The 15,293-nt window shown below is 64.1% G+C and carries 18 protein-coding genes; 10 read left to right on the forward strand and 8 right to left on the reverse strand.

Annotated elements, in window-relative coordinates:
• Positions 1-353 precede the first annotated feature (353 nt).
• The 3 genes from L286_RS48810 to L286_RS47140 all read right to left on the reverse strand — a co-directional run bounded on the left by L286_RS48810 (position 354) and on the right by L286_RS47140 (position 3,227).
• Positions 354-806 (reverse strand): hypothetical protein, encoded by a 453-nt coding sequence (locus tag L286_RS48810; protein WP_152522376.1) that lies wholly within the window; start codon positions 804-806, stop codon positions 354-356.
• 138 nt (positions 807-944) lie between these two features.
• Positions 945-1,091: a hypothetical protein gene (locus tag L286_RS47135; RefSeq protein ID WP_020821169.1), complete on the reverse strand. Its 147-nt coding sequence runs from the start codon at positions 1,089-1,091 to the stop codon at positions 945-947.
• 30 nt (positions 1,092-1,121) lie between these two features.
• Entirely contained in the window at positions 1,122-3,227 is a 2,106-nt protein-coding gene (locus tag L286_RS47140) for a RelA/SpoT family protein (protein WP_007687453.1), read from the reverse strand.
• A 111-nt stretch (positions 3,228-3,338) separates the two neighbouring features.
• Between L286_RS47140 and L286_RS47145 the strand changes: the two genes are divergently transcribed.
• The 4 genes from L286_RS47145 to L286_RS47160 all read left to right on the forward strand — a co-directional run bounded on the left by L286_RS47145 (position 3,339) and on the right by L286_RS47160 (position 6,228).
• Complete coding sequence (locus L286_RS47145) at positions 3,339-3,818, forward strand: winged helix-turn-helix transcriptional regulator (RefSeq protein WP_021224200.1); 480 nt, start codon at positions 3,339-3,341, stop codon at positions 3,816-3,818.
• A gap of 95 nt (positions 3,819-3,913) precedes the next feature.
• Positions 3,914-5,020: a sensor histidine kinase gene (locus L286_RS47150; RefSeq protein ID WP_007687467.1), complete on the forward strand. Its 1,107-nt coding sequence runs from the start codon at positions 3,914-3,916 to the stop codon at positions 5,018-5,020.
• On the forward strand, positions 5,017-5,817 hold the full coding sequence (locus tag L286_RS47155) for a LytR/AlgR family response regulator transcription factor (protein ID WP_021224201.1): 801 nt from the start codon (positions 5,017-5,019) through the stop codon (positions 5,815-5,817). The genes L286_RS47150 and L286_RS47155 overlap by 4 nt, the downstream gene beginning before the upstream one ends.
• Before the next feature lie 117 nt (positions 5,818-5,934).
• Positions 5,935-6,228, forward strand: coding sequence for a GIY-YIG nuclease family protein (locus L286_RS47160; RefSeq protein ID WP_020821165.1), 294 nt, complete (start codon positions 5,935-5,937; stop codon positions 6,226-6,228).
• Positions 6,229-6,249: 21 nt separating this feature from the next.
• Here the strand turns inward: L286_RS47160 and L286_RS47165 are convergent, their stop codons facing one another.
• On the reverse strand, positions 6,250-6,666 hold the full coding sequence (locus tag L286_RS47165) for a GtrA family protein (RefSeq protein ID WP_013041056.1): 417 nt from the start codon (positions 6,664-6,666) through the stop codon (positions 6,250-6,252).
• Positions 6,667-6,710: 44 nt separating this feature from the next.
• Here L286_RS47165 and L286_RS47170 point away from each other — a divergent pair, with 44 nt between their 5' ends.
• Positions 6,711-8,612: a hypothetical protein gene (locus L286_RS47170; protein WP_021224202.1), complete on the forward strand. Its 1,902-nt coding sequence runs from the start codon at positions 6,711-6,713 to the stop codon at positions 8,610-8,612.
• On the opposite strand, the gene L286_RS47175 is transcribed toward L286_RS47170, so the two are convergent.
• Together L286_RS47175 and L286_RS47180 are read right to left on the reverse strand one after the other, a co-directional pair.
• Positions 8,574-9,032, reverse strand: coding sequence for a nucleoside deaminase (locus L286_RS47175; RefSeq protein ID WP_031293699.1), 459 nt, complete (start codon positions 9,030-9,032; stop codon positions 8,574-8,576). The two genes, L286_RS47170 and L286_RS47175, sit on opposite strands and share 39 nt — an antisense overlap.
• Positions 9,033-9,128: 96 nt before the next feature.
• On the reverse strand, positions 9,129-9,350 hold the full coding sequence (locus tag L286_RS47180) for a hypothetical protein (protein WP_013041053.1): 222 nt from the start codon (positions 9,348-9,350) through the stop codon (positions 9,129-9,131).
• Between the two features lie 148 nt (positions 9,351-9,498).
• On the opposite strand from L286_RS47180, the gene rpmB reads away from it, so the two are divergent.
• Positions 9,499-9,792: a 50S ribosomal protein L28 gene (gene rpmB, locus L286_RS47185; RefSeq protein ID WP_007687480.1), complete on the forward strand. Its 294-nt coding sequence runs from the start codon at positions 9,499-9,501 to the stop codon at positions 9,790-9,792.
• Between the two features lie 178 nt (positions 9,793-9,970).
• Here the strand turns inward: rpmB and L286_RS47190 are convergent, their stop codons facing one another.
• Positions 9,971-10,960, reverse strand: coding sequence for an esterase-like activity of phytase family protein (locus L286_RS47190; RefSeq protein WP_021224204.1), 990 nt, complete (start codon positions 10,958-10,960; stop codon positions 9,971-9,973).
• A gap of 230 nt (positions 10,961-11,190) precedes the next feature.
• On the opposite strand from L286_RS47190, the gene L286_RS47195 reads away from it, so the two are divergent.
• Positions 11,191-11,607 carry a glycine zipper 2TM domain-containing protein gene (locus tag L286_RS47195; protein ID WP_007687483.1) on the forward strand — a complete coding sequence of 139 codons (417 nt, stop codon included), beginning with the start codon at positions 11,191-11,193 and terminating at the stop codon, positions 11,605-11,607.
• A gap of 129 nt (positions 11,608-11,736) precedes the next feature.
• On the opposite strand, the gene L286_RS47200 is transcribed toward L286_RS47195, so the two are convergent.
• Positions 11,737-11,964: a hypothetical protein gene (locus L286_RS47200; RefSeq protein WP_007687485.1), complete on the reverse strand. Its 228-nt coding sequence runs from the start codon at positions 11,962-11,964 to the stop codon at positions 11,737-11,739.
• Positions 11,965-12,178: 214 nt separating this feature from the next.
• Between L286_RS47200 and L286_RS47205 the strand changes: the two genes are divergently transcribed.
• The 3 genes from L286_RS47205 to L286_RS47215 all read left to right on the forward strand — a co-directional run bounded on the left by L286_RS47205 (position 12,179) and on the right by L286_RS47215 (position 15,260).
• Positions 12,179-13,150, forward strand: coding sequence for an ArsR/SmtB family transcription factor (locus tag L286_RS47205; RefSeq protein WP_020821174.1), 972 nt, complete (start codon positions 12,179-12,181; stop codon positions 13,148-13,150).
• Entirely contained in the window at positions 13,147-14,076 is a 930-nt protein-coding gene (gene metF / locus L286_RS47210; RefSeq protein ID WP_021224206.1) for a methylenetetrahydrofolate reductase, read from the forward strand. Before L286_RS47205 ends, metF begins: the two co-directional genes overlap by 4 nt.
• Positions 14,077-14,213: 137 nt before the next feature.
• The gene (locus tag L286_RS47215) at positions 14,214-15,260 is read left to right on the forward strand and encodes a homocysteine S-methyltransferase family protein (RefSeq protein ID WP_020821176.1); all 1,047 of its coding nucleotides are present in this window, start codon (positions 14,214-14,216) and stop codon (positions 15,258-15,260) included.
• Positions 15,261-15,293 lie beyond the last annotated feature (33 nt).

Genomic DNA, 15,293 nt, shown 5'->3' on the forward strand with positions numbered 1-15,293 from the left:
CGAAGGGTCGGATCGGAGCGCGGAAAAGCGCGGTTTTCCGTCGAAGTTCACAGTGTATGCGCGCGCGGGCGTGGGCGCGCGTAGGCGTGGTGGGAAGCGGATCGACATTTCAAAGAGGGGGCGGGATAGGCGGGCCGGGGGGATGTAGGACAGGAGAAAGGGGAGCAGGCTGCGGGAAATAGGATGGTTTTTGCGCAAGCTGTGGCCTGTGGGTGACAGGCGGCAGAGCAGCGCAGTTTGCGGCCAAGGAGCGGGATCCCGGCTCAAGGCCGGGATGACGAGAAGGGGACTGTCTGGAAGCGACCAGAAGTTGCCATAAACTGGACGTTGAGCTTTTCCGGCAACCGGACACACTATGGTAGATCAATAGACTTGTTCAACCATGCTGCCGTCAGAGGCATTATTCCAGCTACTCCCGCACCGTAGAGGGGGCAGGCATATTTTGCCATTTCAATAGTTGAACCTAGTCCATCGCTGAACATGACCAAAAATATGATCCATCCGACGGCCGCGCCAATCAGTGCGAATAACACTGCATACGACTTCGGATTGGCAGCGACTTGGAGAGTAAGAATACAATGTAGAGGGGTGCCCAAAATTAACGCTGCGGGGATTGAAAAAAGCAATGCCATTGTGCCGACTAGCGCTCCCCACATCTGCACTGCAATGATGCCCTTCAAACTAAACATTCCATCCGCCGTCGCAAGAATGCCACAGCAAAAGATGACCGTTGATAAAAAGCATCCGGCAAACGCCGACAAAAATGCGACTTTTAAAGATTGTGCGATGCTGAGGTCTGGTTCCATGATGAGAGTAACGCAAATTCTTTTTAAATATCCGTAAAAGTCCGCTTTATTGTCGAAGTGGCTGCAAACCTGACTGTCGCGAAACCACCCAACCCCGTCACCCCGGCCTTGAGCCGGGGTCTCGCTGCCTTCTGCCTTTCAGGCGGGCAGGTTAAACATGTGCTGCCAGTCGGGGTTGTTGCGTTCGATTAGGTCGAATTTCCATGCGCGTCGCCAACGCTTGAGATGTTTTTCCTGTTTGACGCAGGTTGCGATGTCCTCGCCAAGCCCCGGGGCGACGAGCATGAGGCAGCCGATCTCACGCCATGGCCATGCTTATACCCGGTCCGCCTGCACCACCGTGTCGAGGCCCCGCAGCGCCGACAATATGCGGTTCAAATGCTGCGCGTCGGCCACTTCCAGGTCGATGATGTCGGTGTGGAACGGGCCTTCGCGGTTCACCAGTTGCAGGTTCAGAATGTTCGCCTTGGTCGCGCCGAACACGTTGGTGACGGCGGCCAGCGCGCCCGGCTGGTTCTTGACGATCACCTGGAGCCGCGCCGTGCCGCCCTTGGACTTGCTGTCCCAGCTCAAATCCACCCAATCGTCGTCCTGATCCACCTCCAGCGAGCGGCAGTCGATGGTGTGGACCTCGATCGGTTCGCCGGTGCGGCGGACGCCGACGATGCGGTCGCCGGGGACGGGGTGGCAGCAATCGCCCAGATTATAGGCGATGCCCGGCGTCAGGCCGCGGATCGACACCGGGGCGTGCTGGCGCGGATGGGCCTCCTCCACCCCCTCCGCGCTGGTGGAGCCGGGGATCAGCGCCTCCATCACCTCCGAATCGAGCAGGCGGTGCGTGGCGATGGCGACCATCAGCGATGCGCGGTCGTCCAGCTTGAGCCGCTTGAGCGCCGCCTTCAGCGCCTTGTCGCCCAGTTCGCTCGCCAGTTCGGGGGAGAAGCGGCCGATGATCTCCTCATAGAGCTTCTCGCCCAGCGCCACTTCCTCGCCGCGCTGCTTCTGGCGGATATAGCGGCGGATGGCGGCGCGGGCCTTGCCGGTGATGGCGAAGGTCAGCCAGCCGGGCTGCGGCTCCTGCCCCTCGGATTTCAGGATTTCGACTTGATCGCCATTTTCCAGCATGGTGCGCAGCGGCACGACCCGGCCGTTGACCTTCGCGCCGACCGTCTGGTTGCCCAGCGACGTGTGCACCGCATAGGCGAAGTCCACCGGCGTCGACCCCTTGGGCAATTGGTGCAGCTCGCCCTTGGGGGAGAAGGCGAAGATGCGGTCCTGATACATCGCCATGCGCGTATGTTCGAGCAGTTCGTCCGCGTCCTGGCTCTGCTCCAATATTTCGACCAGGTCGCGCAGCCATGCCGCCTGATGGTCGCTGGCGTCGCCCTTCTGCTTGTAGGCCCAGTGCGCGGCCAGGCCGAGTTCGGCGTCATGATGCATGTCGCGGCTGCGGATCTGCACCTCTATCCGGGCATTGTCCTGATGGATGACCGTGGTGTGCAGCGAGCGATAGCCGTTGCGCTTGGGCGTGGAGATATAATCCTTGAACCGGCCCGGCACCATCTTGAAGGTCTGGTGGATGACGCCCAGCGCGCGGTAGCAATCCTCCGCCGTCTCGGTGATCACGCGGAACGCCATGACGTCGGTCAGTTGCTCGAAGCTGATATGGCGTTCCTGCATCTTCTTCCAGATGGAATAGGGATGCTTCTCCCGCCCCGACACCGTGACCGGCAGCCCCTTGCCGCCCAGCAGCAGTTGCAGTTCCGCGCCGATCCGGTCGACCTTGTCATGGCCGCCTTCCTTCAGTTGCTCCAGCCGCTTGGTGATGCTGTCATAGGCCTCCGGCTCCAGTTCGCGGAAGGCCAGAAGCTGCATCTCGCGCATGAAGTCGTACATGCCGATCCGCTCCGCCAGCGGGGCGTAGATATCCATCGTCTCGCGGGCGATGCGGCGGCGCTTCTGCTCATTCTTGATGAAGTGCAGCGTGCGCATATTGTGCAGCCGGTCGGCCAGCTTCACCAGCAGCACCCGGATGTCGTCCGACATGGCGAGCAGGAACTTGCGCAGATTTTCCGCCGCCCGCTCATTTTCGGACATGGCCTCGATCTTGCTGAGCTTGGTGACGCCGTCGACCATCTTGGCGACGTCCTTGCCGAAGGCCTGCTCTATTTCCTCATAGGTGACCAGCGTATCCTCTATCGTGTCGTGCAGCAGCGCGGTCACGATGGTCTGGTCGTCCAGGTTGAAGTCGGTCAAAATGCCTGCGACTTCAATGGGATGGCTGAAATAAGGGTCGCCGCTGGCGCGCTTCTGGCTGCCGTGCTTCTGGACCGAAAACACATAGGCGCGGTTGATCATCGCTTCGTCCGCTTCCGGATCGTAGCGCTTTACCCGTTCAACAAGTTCGTACTGGCGTAGCATCCTGTTGCGATTGTCCGCGATGCCCCTTGCTGTGCAACAAAAAAATCCCATCTTGGGTGAATAGCGATGCGCTTTTGCAACGCGGGTGGCTTTGAGCTATCAAGTGAGACGATGACACATATTCTGGCGCAGGATCTGGAGCAATGCGCGCTGCCCGGCGCATTGGAAGCGATGGGAGAACGCTGGTCGTTCCTCATATTGCGGGGCGCTCTTTCGGGAATCCGGCATTTCGAGGAGTTTCAATCGACCCTCGGCATTGCCCGCAACATCCTGGCGAATCGGCTCGCCCGGCTGGTGGAAAACGGCATCATGGTGCGTCAGCCCATGCAGTGCGACCGGCGCAAGGTCGAATATCGCCTGACCCAGAAGGGGGAGGATCTGGCCCCCGCGATGATCGCGTTGCGCCAATGGGGCGAAAAATGGGGCTGCGGCCCCGCATCCTGCCAGGTGCTGGCCGACGGCCGCGACCGGCAGCCGATCCGCAAGATGACCATCCAGGCCCATGACGGCCGCACGCTGGAGCCGGGCGACCTGATCTGGCTCTGCGTCGATGAGGAAACGCCGGTCCGGCAGGAAGCCGCCGTCGCCTGACGCAATGGGCGCGCGCCCTGCATCGGTCGGTCATGCTGAAACAAGTTCAGCATGACGGTTGTTCTGACAGCCTATGATGCTTTAGGCTGACGCCAATGTCAGTGCATCGTTTCCAGCCCCAGCCCTTTTTCGCGGACAAGAATCGCGCCTTCTGGAACCTCCAGTCCGTGGGATGGGCCGGCGCGTTCCTGTTGCGCGGGTCGTCCACCATCGCCAACGGGCAGCCGCTTTCCAGCCTGATCCCGGTGATGATCTCCACCGTGTCGGGCTATTCGGTGACGCTGCTGATCGCGGTGGTGTTCCGCTTCCTCCAGCGGCAGCGGCCCATCGTCACCTGGGGCGCCTCCATCGTCACGGTGGTGGTCGCGGCGGGGCTGGTGGCGTTCATCGACGCCTGGGTGTTCTCGACCCAGAATAGGGGCAGCGACACGGCGGGGCTGCAACTGTTCCTGGGCGCCTTCTATCTTTCGATGACGCTGCTGGGCGCATGGTCGGCGCTTTATTATGCGATCAACTTCTACCTGACGGTGGAGGAGCAGGCGGACCAGTTGCTGCGGCTGGAAAATCAGGCGTCCAGCGCGCAACTGGCCATGCTGCGCTATCAGCTCAATCCGCATTTCCTGTTCAATACGCTGAACAGCATCTCCACGCTGGTGCTGCTGAAGCAGACGGACCGGGCCAATGCCATGCTGTCCCGCCTGTCCTCCTTCCTGCGCTATACCCTGATCAACGAGCCGACCGCGCAGGTGACGATAGAGCAGGAGATCGAGACGCTGAAACTCTATCTGGAGATCGAGAAGATGCGGTTCGAGGACCGGTTGCGGCCGGTCTTCAACATCGATCCGGCGGTCGCGCAGTCGCGCCTGCCCTCCCTCCTGCTCCAGCCGCTGGTGGAAAACGCCATCAAATATGCGGTCACGCCCAAGGAGGAAGGCGCGGAAATCTCCGTCACGGCGCAGCCTGCCGGTGAAAACGTCCGGATCATCGTATCCGATACGGGTCCGGGATTGAATGAGGGGTTCACCCGCCCGAACAATCCCGTCAGCGAAGGAACGGGCGTCGGTCTGGCGAACATCCGCGACAGGTTGATTCAGGCCTTCGGGGAACGACAGAGCTTCGAAACGCGTTCCACGCCGGGCGGCTTTTCGGTCCTGATCGAAATGCCGCTTAACCTGGATGAACCATCGAGAGTGGCCGCATGACCATCAGAACAATCCTCGTCGACGACGAAAGCCTGGCTATCCAAGGCCTCAAGCTGCGTCTGGAAGCGCATGAGGATGTCGAAATCGTAGAAACCTGTTCCAACGGCCGCGAAGCGATCCGCGCCATCAAGACGCATAAGCCCGACCTTGTGTTCCTTGACATTCAAATGCCCGGCTTCGACGGTTTTTCCGTCGTGCAGGGGCTGATGGAGGTGGAGCCGCCGCTCTTCATCTTCTGCACCGCCTATAGCGACCATGCGATCCGCGCTTTCGAGGCGCAGGCGGTCGACTATCTGATGAAGCCGGTGGAGGAAGGCCGCCTTGCCGACGCGCTGGACCGGGTGCGTCAGCGCCTGTCCGAAAAACGCCAGGTGCAGGAAGCGGAGAAGCTGCGCGAAGTGCTGGCGGAGGTCGCACCGGACGCGATGAACGACTTTGCGGGCGATGGCGATGCGCCGGCCGCCAACCGCTTCGAAAAGCTCATCAACATCAAGGATCGCGGGCAGATCTTCCGCGTGGACGTCGATTCCATCGAGAGGATCGACGCGGCGGGCGACTATATGTGCATCTATACCGCCGACAATTCGCTGATCCTGCGCGAGACGATGAAGGACCTGGAAAAGCGGCTCGACCCGCGCAATTTCCAGCGGGTGCATCGTTCGACCATCGTGAACCTCAGCCAGGTGCGACAGGTGAAGCCGCATACCAACGGCGAATGCTTCCTGGTGCTGGAATCCGGCGCGCAGGTGAAGGTCAGCCGGTCCTATCGCGACGTGGTGGCCCGGTTCGTGCATTGATCGGAGTGTAAGAGTGACGTGCTCCTGCGAAGGCAGGAGCCTAGTTCAGACGGTGCGGTTGCAGGTCGAAGGCAGAACTGGGTTCCTGCCTTCGCAGGAACACGGTAGAAAAAGCCGGTGAGCAAGCCCGGTTACGTCTACATCATGGCCAGCCGCCGCAACGGCACGCTTTACCTGGGCGTAACCAGCGATCTCGTCAAACGCGCCTGGCAGCATCGCAACGGCTTGGGCAGCGAATTCAGCGCCGAATATCGCTGCCATTTCCTGGTCTGGTACGAGGCCTATGACGATCTTCAGGAGGCCCGCCTCCGCGAACTTCGCATGAAGAAATGGAAACGCGACTGGAAGCTGCGCCTGATCGAGACAGCCAACCCCGGCTGGCGTGATCTTTTCGAAGACGTCGCCCAATAAAACATCCGTGCTCCTGGCACTCTAACGAAACACCCATTGCCGATTAAGCCCGAAAACCACCGCCGGGGTTACGAACAGCATGGCCGGGATGGGCGACCATTCCGGCCATTGCATATGGGTCACGCACAACCACACCCATAGCGCGTTCAGCGCATAGCTCACCAGCGACACCGCGACGAAGCGGACCCCCCGCGCCGCCTGGTTGTCGCGCCCGCCATGCCCACGAAAGGTGAAGCTGCTGTGCGTGACATAGCCGACCGCCACCGCCGCCAGATAGCCGATGCCGTTGGCGACCTGCGGATGCAGCCCGACCGGCGCGGCCAGCGTCCAGTAGATTGTCGCCTGACAGGCGGTCACGAACAGCCCGGTCAGGCCGTAACGGACGATCTGCCAGAACAGCGCCTGCTTTTCCGGTGTGAAGATATGAAGGATTTTCATGCCGCCCCGTTGCGCTTTGATGCGGACCCTCTAATCGAGCCACCATGAAACTGCAAAGCTGGCCTGTCCTGCGCGCGCGCATCCTTCCCCTGGCGGCGAAATTGTCGCTCTACGCGGAACGGAACTGGAAGTGGCTGACCGTCCTGCTGTGGATCGGCGCCATGGCCTATATGGTTTCCACCCGCTGGCCGCAGATACAGTGGCTGACGCTGAACGATACCGACGACAATATCCGCTATCTGCAGGTGAAGGACTGGCTGGCCGGGCAGGGGTGGTACGACCTGCGGCAATATCGGCTGGATCCGCCCGCCGGATTCGACATCCACTGGTCGCGGCTGGTGGACCTGCCGCTGGCGGGGCTGATGCTGTTCTTCCGCGCCTTCCTGGACCAGGGGCTGGCCGACCGGCTGGCCTGCGGCATCGCGCCGATGCTGCCCCTGTTGCCGCTGATGCTGGGGCTGGGCTTCATCGCCCGGCGGCTGGCGGGGGGGAACAGCTGGTTCCTGGCGGCGCTGGCGCCCTTCGCCGCGCAGATGGGCATCAGCATGTTCCTGCCGATGCGGATCGACCATCATGGCTGGCAACTGGCCTTCACCGTGCTGATGCTGGCGGGCGTGGTCGACCGCAACTGGCTGCGCGGCGGCATCGTCGCGGGGGTCAGCAGCGCGCTGTCCATCGCCATCGGCATGGAGATGATCGTCTATCTGGCGGCGGGCGGCGCGCTCATCGCGCTGCGCTGGGTGTTCAAGGACGGCGCGGCGCGGCGGATGCTGCCCTATGCGATCAGCCTTGGCGGCGCGACGTCGGTGCTGTTCGTGCTGTTCGCCAGCTACGCGAACCGGGAAATGCTGTGCGACGCCATCTCGCCCATCTGGGTCGCGATCTTCGCGGCGGCGTCGGCGGGGATGGCGCTGCTGGCGCTGCTGCCGCTCAAAAACTGGCCTGCGCGGCTTGGCGCGGGGCTGGCGGTCGGCGCGGCGGTGGCGGCCTTCGCCTGGACGAACTGGCCGCAATGCCTGTCGGGCGCCTATCAGATCTCGCCCGAATTGCAGAAGCTGTGGCTGGCCAACATCCGCGAGGCCAAGCCGATCACGGTGCAGGCGCGCAGCCTGGTGGTGCCGTTGATGGCCATTCCGGCGGCGGGCCTGATCGGCCTGCTCTGGGCGCTGTGGGACGCGCGCAGGGACGCCGACCGGCTCTGGGCCTGGGCCACGGTGGGCCTGATGATGCTCTTTTCCACCGCGCTGCTGTTCTGGCAGCTTCGGGCCGGTCCGGCGGCGCAACTGCTGGCCATACCGCCCGCCGCCTGGGCCGCCTATCGGCTGCTGTGCCTGATCGCGACGGGAAGGCCCGCCGTTCGACTGGTCGCGGCGCTGGGCGCGGCGGCGCTGGCCGGCGCGGCCTTCGCGACGCCGCTTTATCCGCAGATCAACCGGCTCTGGGTCATGGCGACGGGCGAGCAGCCCAAGCCGCAAAAGCCCAAGGCGCAGGCGCGGCGGAAGGCCATCGCCAACGCCAATGGCCGTTGCCGCACCCTGCCGGCGCTGGAGGTGCTCAATCAGGTGCCGCCCGCCACCATCTTCACCATGGTCGACCTGGGGCCGCGCCTGATCGTCGCGACGCATCACAGCGCCGTTGCTGGCCCCTATCACCGCAACGGCGCGACGATCCTGGACATGCACCATGCCTATGACGGCCCTGCCGACGCGTTCCGGCCGATCGCGGCGAAGCACCATGCCGCCTATCTGCTGGTGTGCCCCGGCTTTCCCGAAGGCACCATCTATCAGGCGCGCAGCCCCAGGGGCTTTTATGCCGGGCTGATGCGGGGCGACGTGCCCGGCTGGCTAAGGCCGGTGCCGCTGAGGACAGGGATGACGCTGCCCTACACGCTCTATCGCATCGATTATTCAGCGCCGGGCGAGAAAAAAATCCCGCAGCAGCGTTGATGCCTCGGCCTGCGCCAGGCCGCCATAGACTTCCGGCCGGTGCAGGCATTGCGGCTGGGTGAAGAAACGCAGTCCCTGTTCGATCGCGCCGCCCTTGGGATCCGCCGCGGCATAATAGAGGCGGGCGATGCGGGCGTGGGAGATCGCGCCGGCGCACATGGCGCACGGTTCCAGCGTCACCCACAGTTCGCATCCGGCGAGGCGGAAGTCGCCCAGATGGGCCGCCGCGGCGCGGATCGCGACCATTTCGGCATGGGCCGTGGGGTCATTGTCGCGCCGGTTGCGATTTTCCCCCTCCCCGATGATCCGGCCGTCCAGGGTGACGACCGCGCCGATCGGCACTTCCCCCGCGTCGGCGGCAGCGCGGGCCAGGTCCAGCGCGCGCCGCATCGGTTCGGGCAGGGGGAAGGGGGAAGGCATGGCTTCGCCCATAGAGGATAAGCGCGCGCGAGGGGAGGGGGGCGGTTCCGCGGAAAGCAACCTGTTCCTGCCTTTGCAGGAGCATGGAGGGTCTTTTCACGGCTTCTGCACATCCACCGTCGGCACCTCGACCGTTTCCTTGCGCTTGCCGACCTCGACCTTGGCCACGCTGGCCTCATATTTGGGCAGGGAGCCGCCCTTGACCGCGATTTCCGGCAGGCGCCCTTCCTGCGTCTTTTGCAGGTCGATGAAGCCGGTGGCGATGCCGCCGGCCAGGACCAGCAGCAGGATCAGCAACAGGCCACCTATGAATCGCATTTCCGCCTCCTTTGGCTTATGGGCCTTCAACGCTCATGAGTCGGAAAGGGTTGCGGCCCGGAAAGGCGCTGGGCGGGTTGACGCGCGCGGGGAATCCCGTTATCCGCGCCGCTTTCCGAACGAACCCGAATTACAAGGTTGATTGACTATGTCGCGCATTTGCGAGCTGACCGGCAAGGGTCGCCAGGTGGGTCACAATGTTTCCCACGCCAATAACAAGACCAAGCGCGTGTTCCTGCCCAACCTGCAGAACGTGTCGCTGATCTCCGAAGCGCTGGAAACGACCGTGAAGCTGCGCGTGTCGACCCATGGCCTGCGTTCGGTCGAGCATAATGGCGGCCTGGACAACTGGCTGCTGAAGACCAGCGACGACAAGCTGTCGCTGAAGGCCCGCCGCCTGAAGCGCGACATCGCGAAGAAGAAGGCTGCCGTCGCGGCCTGATTCGGTTCGATTCGTTCGCTTGAAGAAGCGGCCCGGCGACGGGCCGCTTTTTTGCGTTGGCCGATGTTGGAGGAGAAATTGCGGAGGTCGTGCCCCCTTCCCCTCCACCAGCCTTCGGCTGGTCCCCCTCCCCATCTACCGATGGGGAGGAATAGGGTAGGTCAACTCCCAAGAGGCCTTATTCCCAATCCAACCCGAATTTCAGCAGCAAAGTCCGCTGGAAGAATTCATGATTGTCGTCGGATGCGATCCAGACGATCCGGCGCCCGCCCTCCCGCGTCACGGCCAGCCCTTCGAAATTGTCCGCCAGCAGCGGCGGCGCCAGCCGGGCCAGCGCCCGCGCCTTCAGCCGGTCGCCGGGGCGCGGCCGTTCCGGCAGTTCGACCATCGCCAGCGTCGCGGTGAACAAGGATTGCAGGGTCAGCCGCCGGTTGAGCACCAGCACATGCCGCTCGTCCAGCGCCACCGCGTCGGTCGGGCGATAGCCCCGCGGCGGCACATAGCGCAGGTGCATGGGGCGCGCGGTCGCGGCCTCCGCCGGGTCGCCCGCGAACAGCAGCGCGTCGTGGCTGCCGTCGGCGGTCATGCCCATTTCCGCCAGCACCAGGAAACGCCCATCGGGCAGCCGCGCCAGCGATTCGATCGATCCGGTTTCGGGCCAGGCCTCCATCTCCGGCCAGGTGCGGCAGGCCTCCACACGGGCGAAGCCGGGCGAATAGCGGCAGACCATCTGCTGCAATTCGAAACCCACCCAATAGCGCCCGGTGGCGGGGTCGCGGGCCATCGCTTCCGAATCCCAGGCCCACCAGGGGCGGTCGCGGTCCTGCGGCCGGATGGGGAGGGGGGCGATGAACGGCCGCCGCTCCCCCCTGCCCGAACCGACGTGGAAGCCCATCAGCGTGCCGGAATCGCTCAGCGCCAAAATCTGCCCGTCCGGTTCCGCCAGCAGGGACGATATGCCGCCAAACCCATGATGCGCGCTGCTCAATTGCCATCCGCCCAGATAATGAAGCGGCCCCAGGTCGCGCTGGCCGGGATCGGCGGCGTTCAGCGGCAGGGGGCGCGCCCTCACCAGCAGCGGGCCGGGGCCGAAGGGTTCGGGCTTGTTCTTGTGCGGCGCGGGAAGCAGCAGGATCGCGAGCAGCAGGACGATCAGGATTCGGCGCATCGCCCCTGCCATAGGGGATAATCGGCCGCCGTGCAGGGTTTTTCGCGGCGCTGGCCTCGGCACGCGAAAAGCGCGATAAGCTGTCGGGCGGTCGCTCCGATGCTGAACGGCGGCTGACATCGCCATTCAGGCTTGGCTCAATGCGAATCGGGCAGAAAGGGCTTCAATCGATGGCGAGTCCCCGCTTGGGAAGACCCTGCCGGGATCGAGGGCTAATGAGGAGCAACGCCATGAAGACGAAGTTTCTGATCAATCTGGGGGCGGCGCTGGCGATGGGCGCTGCCTCTCTTGCCGTCACCGCAACGCCGGCCATGGCCCGCGACGGTTGGGGCCGCCATTATGAACGTGGCGATTATTATCGCGGCGACCGGGGTTATCGCGGCTATCGCGACGGCTATTACCGGGGCGGCGGCTATTATCGCGGCGATCGCTATTATCGCGGCTATCGCGGCTATCGCGGCGGCTATCGCTGCCGGGACAACGGCACGGGCGGCACCATCATCGGCGCGATCGCCGGCGGGCTGCTGGGCAATGAAGTGGGCAAGGGCAGCGGCCGCTATGGCCGTCGCGGCGACGGCACCACGGGCGCCATCATCGGCGCGGGCGTGGGCGCGTTGGCCGGGCGGGCGATCGACCGGGATTGCTGATCCATCGCCGAAAGATGAACGAAAAAAGGGCCGCTCCACCGGGGCGGCCCTTTTTTGTTCGGGCAAGTCAAAGAAAAGGGCCGCCCCGTTTCCGGCGCGGCCCGTTCCAGACAATTCCCGGATAGGGAATTACATCGCGTTCGCGGCAGCGTTGCCGGCCGTGTTGGCAACGTTCGAAGCGGCGTTCGAAGCGTTGTCGGCGGCGTTCATCGCGGCGTTCATGGCGTTGTCGGCAGCGTTCGACGCGTTCTCGGCAGCATTGGCCGACGCGTTGGCGGCATTTTCCGCACCGCCCGAGCAGGCGGCCAGGCCGAGCGACGCGGCGAGAACGAGCGAAAGAGCAATCGACTTGGTCATGGGTTAACCCCTCTCTGAGAATAATAACGGCGCAGACCACTCTCGGAGAAAAGTTCACCCCCCATTGCGTCTGCGCCGCGATTCGTAATGAATCCGGCGACTCATGGCAATCCCAATCATGCGCCAAGCCCGTGATTTGGGGCTGCAAGGGGTCGAACGGCGCCGTTCCGAACGGCCATTGACGTATATAAAGATTTCTTTATATGATCCTGTCATGAGCGCGGCACTCGACATTTTCCGGGCATTGGGCGATCCCACGCGGCTGCGCATCATCCATCTGTTGCGCGCCATGGAACTGGCCGTGGGCGAGATCGCGCAGGTCGTCGGGCAAAGCCAGCCCCGCGTGTCGCGCCATGTCCGCATCCTGGCCGAAGCCGATCTGGTCGAACGGCGCAAGGAAGGCAATTGGGTTTTCCTGCGCCTGGGCAAAAAGGCGGAAATCGCGCCTTTCCTGACGCTTTTCGACCAGCTTGTCCCGTCGGAGGGCGAATTGCTGTGGCAGAAGGCCGACCTCGCCCGGCTGGCCGCGGTGCGGGCGGACCGCGCCCAGGCGGCGGAAAGCTATTTCGCCGAACATGCCGAGGAATGGGACGCGATCCGTTCGCTCCATGTGCCGGAGGGGGATGTGGAGGCGGCGATGACCGCGCTGCTGGGGGCGGAACCCATCGGCCATCTGCTCGACATCGGCACCGGCACCGGGCGCATGATCGAATTGTTCGGCCCGTCGGCGGACCAGGTGACGGCGCTGGACCGCAGCCCCGACATGTTGCGGCTGGCCCGCGCCAAGCTGCCGGAGGATGCGGGCGACAAATATGCGCTGGTGCTGGGCGATTTCGGCGCGCTGCCGCTGGAGCCGGGCAGCGCCGACACGGTGGTGCTGCATCAGGTGCTGCACTATGCGCAGGCGCCCGAAGCGGTGATCGAGGAAGCGGCGCGGGTGACGGCGGCGGGCGGCCGCGTCCTGATCGCCGATTTCGCGGCGCATGAACGGGAGGAACTGCGGCTGCGCGACCAGCATGCGCGCCTGGGCTTTTCCGACGATCAGATCGAAAGCTGGTTCGCGGACGCGGGCCTGGAACTGGAGCGGGTGGAGGTGCTGCCCGGCCAGGAACTGACGGTGCAATTATGGCTGGGGCGGCGCCGTGGCGCGCGCGTCCTGCCAATCGAAGGACGACTTTCCGCATGACCCTTGGTTTCCCCTCCGTCGAAGCGGCCCAGGCCTGGCAGGCGCCGCTCTACGCCGATCTGGCGGGCGACGTGAATGTGAGCTTCGAATTCTTCCCCCCCAAGTCGGAGAAGATGGAGGAGCAGCTATGGTCCGCCATCCAGACGCTGACGCCGCTCGGCCCGAAATTCGTGTCCGTCACCTATGGCGCGGGCGGATCGACGCGGGAGCGGACGCACAATACCGTGGCCCGCATCGCGAAGGAAACGCCCCTGTCGGCGGCGGCGCACCTGACCTGCGTGGCGGCGAGCAGGGCCGAGATCGACGAGGTGGCCGACGCCTATTGGGAGGCGGGCGTGCGGCACATCGTCGCCCTGCGCGGCGATCCGCCGGAAATGGGCGCGAAGTTCGAACCCCATCCGGATGGCTATAAGGGCGCGGCGGAACTGGTCGAGGGACTGCGCAAGCGCCATCCGTTCGAGATTTCGGTGGCCGCCTATCCCGAAACCCATCCCGACGCGCAGAGCGCGCAGAGCGACATCGACAATTTGAAGCGCAAGCTGGACGCGGGCGCGACGCGGGCGATCACCCAATTCTTCTTCGAGCCGGACACCTTCTTCCGCTTCCGCGACACGGTGGCGGCGGCAGGGATCGACGCGGACATCATCCCCGGCATCATGCCGGTCAGCAATTTCGCGGCGGTCCAGCGCATGTCGGCCATGTGCAACACCGACGTGCCCGGCTGGATGGGCAAGCTGTTCGAGGGGCTGGACGACCATGCCGCCGCCCGGCAACTCGTGTCCGCGACGCTGGCGGCGGAACTGTGCCGCAAACTCTATGCGGGCGGGGTGCGCGACTTTCATTTCTACACGCTCAACCGGGCGGAACTGAGCTATGCGATCTGCCATCTGCTGGGGCTGCGGCCGGTGGCGGCGAATGCGGTTTGAAATTTTCCGTTCGTCCTGAGTAGCCATTGAGCCCGTCGAAATGGCGTATCGAAGGACCGCCCTTCGATACGGGTCTTCGACAAGCTCAGCCCCTACTCAGGACGAACGGTGGTTATTCAGGAAGCGAGTTTGGTGGAATGACGCCCGAACAACAATTCCGCGCCGTGGCGGCGGAAAAGATCATGATCTTCGACGGCGGCTACGGCACGTCGATCCAGAAGCACGGCCTGACAGAGGCGGATTATCGCGGGTCGCTCGACCTGGCGAAGGACCAGAAGGGCAATAACGACCTTCTGTGCCTGACCCGCCCGGACATCGTGGAGGGCATCCACGCCGCCTATCTGGATGCCGGGGCGGACATGATCGAGACCAACACCTTCTCCTCCACCAAGATCGCCATGGCCGATTATGGCTGCGAGCATCTGGTGCGGGACATCAACATCGCCGCCGCCCGGATCGCCCGCAAGGCGTGCGAGGCGGCGAGCGCGAAGGACGGCCGCCCGCGCTTCGTGGCCGGTTCCATCGGCCCGACGAACAAGACGCTGTCGATTTCGCCGGACGTCAACGACCCCGCCTATCGGGAGGTCGACTACGACACGCTGAAGGCCGACTATCGCGAACAATGCGACGCGCTGATCGAGGGCGGGGTGGATTTCCTGCTGGTGGAAACCTGCTTCGACACGCTGAACGCCAAGGCGGCGGGCATGGCGGCGCGGGAGGCGGAGGCGGCGGCCGGACGGCCCGTGCCGCTGATGCTGAGCTTCACCATCACCGACATGTCGGGCCGCAACCTGTCCGGCCATACGATCAACGCCTTCTGGTATTCGCTGCGGCACTTAAAGCCGCTGACCATCGGCGTGAACTGCGCCTTCGGGGCGGACCTGCTGCGGCCTTATCTCAGCGAACTGGCGAAGAATGCCGACACGCTGATCCTGGCCTATCCCAATGCGGGCCTGCCCAACGAACTGGGGCAATATGACGAACTGCCCGAAACGACGGCGAAGCTTATCCGCCAGTGGGTGGATGAGGGGCTGGTCAACATGGTCGGCGGCTGCTGCGGCACCACGCCCGCGCATATCGGCGCGGTGGCGAAGGCGCTGGCGGGGCAGAAGCCGCGCCAGGTGCCGGAACTGCCGGTGGTGACGCGGCTCGCGGGCCTGGAACCCATGCATATCGCGGCGTAAAATAATGTTCCCCCCTCCCGCAGGCGGGAGGGG

It is taken from the genome of Sphingobium sp. HDIP04 (genome assembly GCF_000445085.1).
Classification (GTDB): domain Bacteria; phylum Pseudomonadota; class Alphaproteobacteria; order Sphingomonadales; family Sphingomonadaceae; genus Sphingobium; species Sphingobium indicum.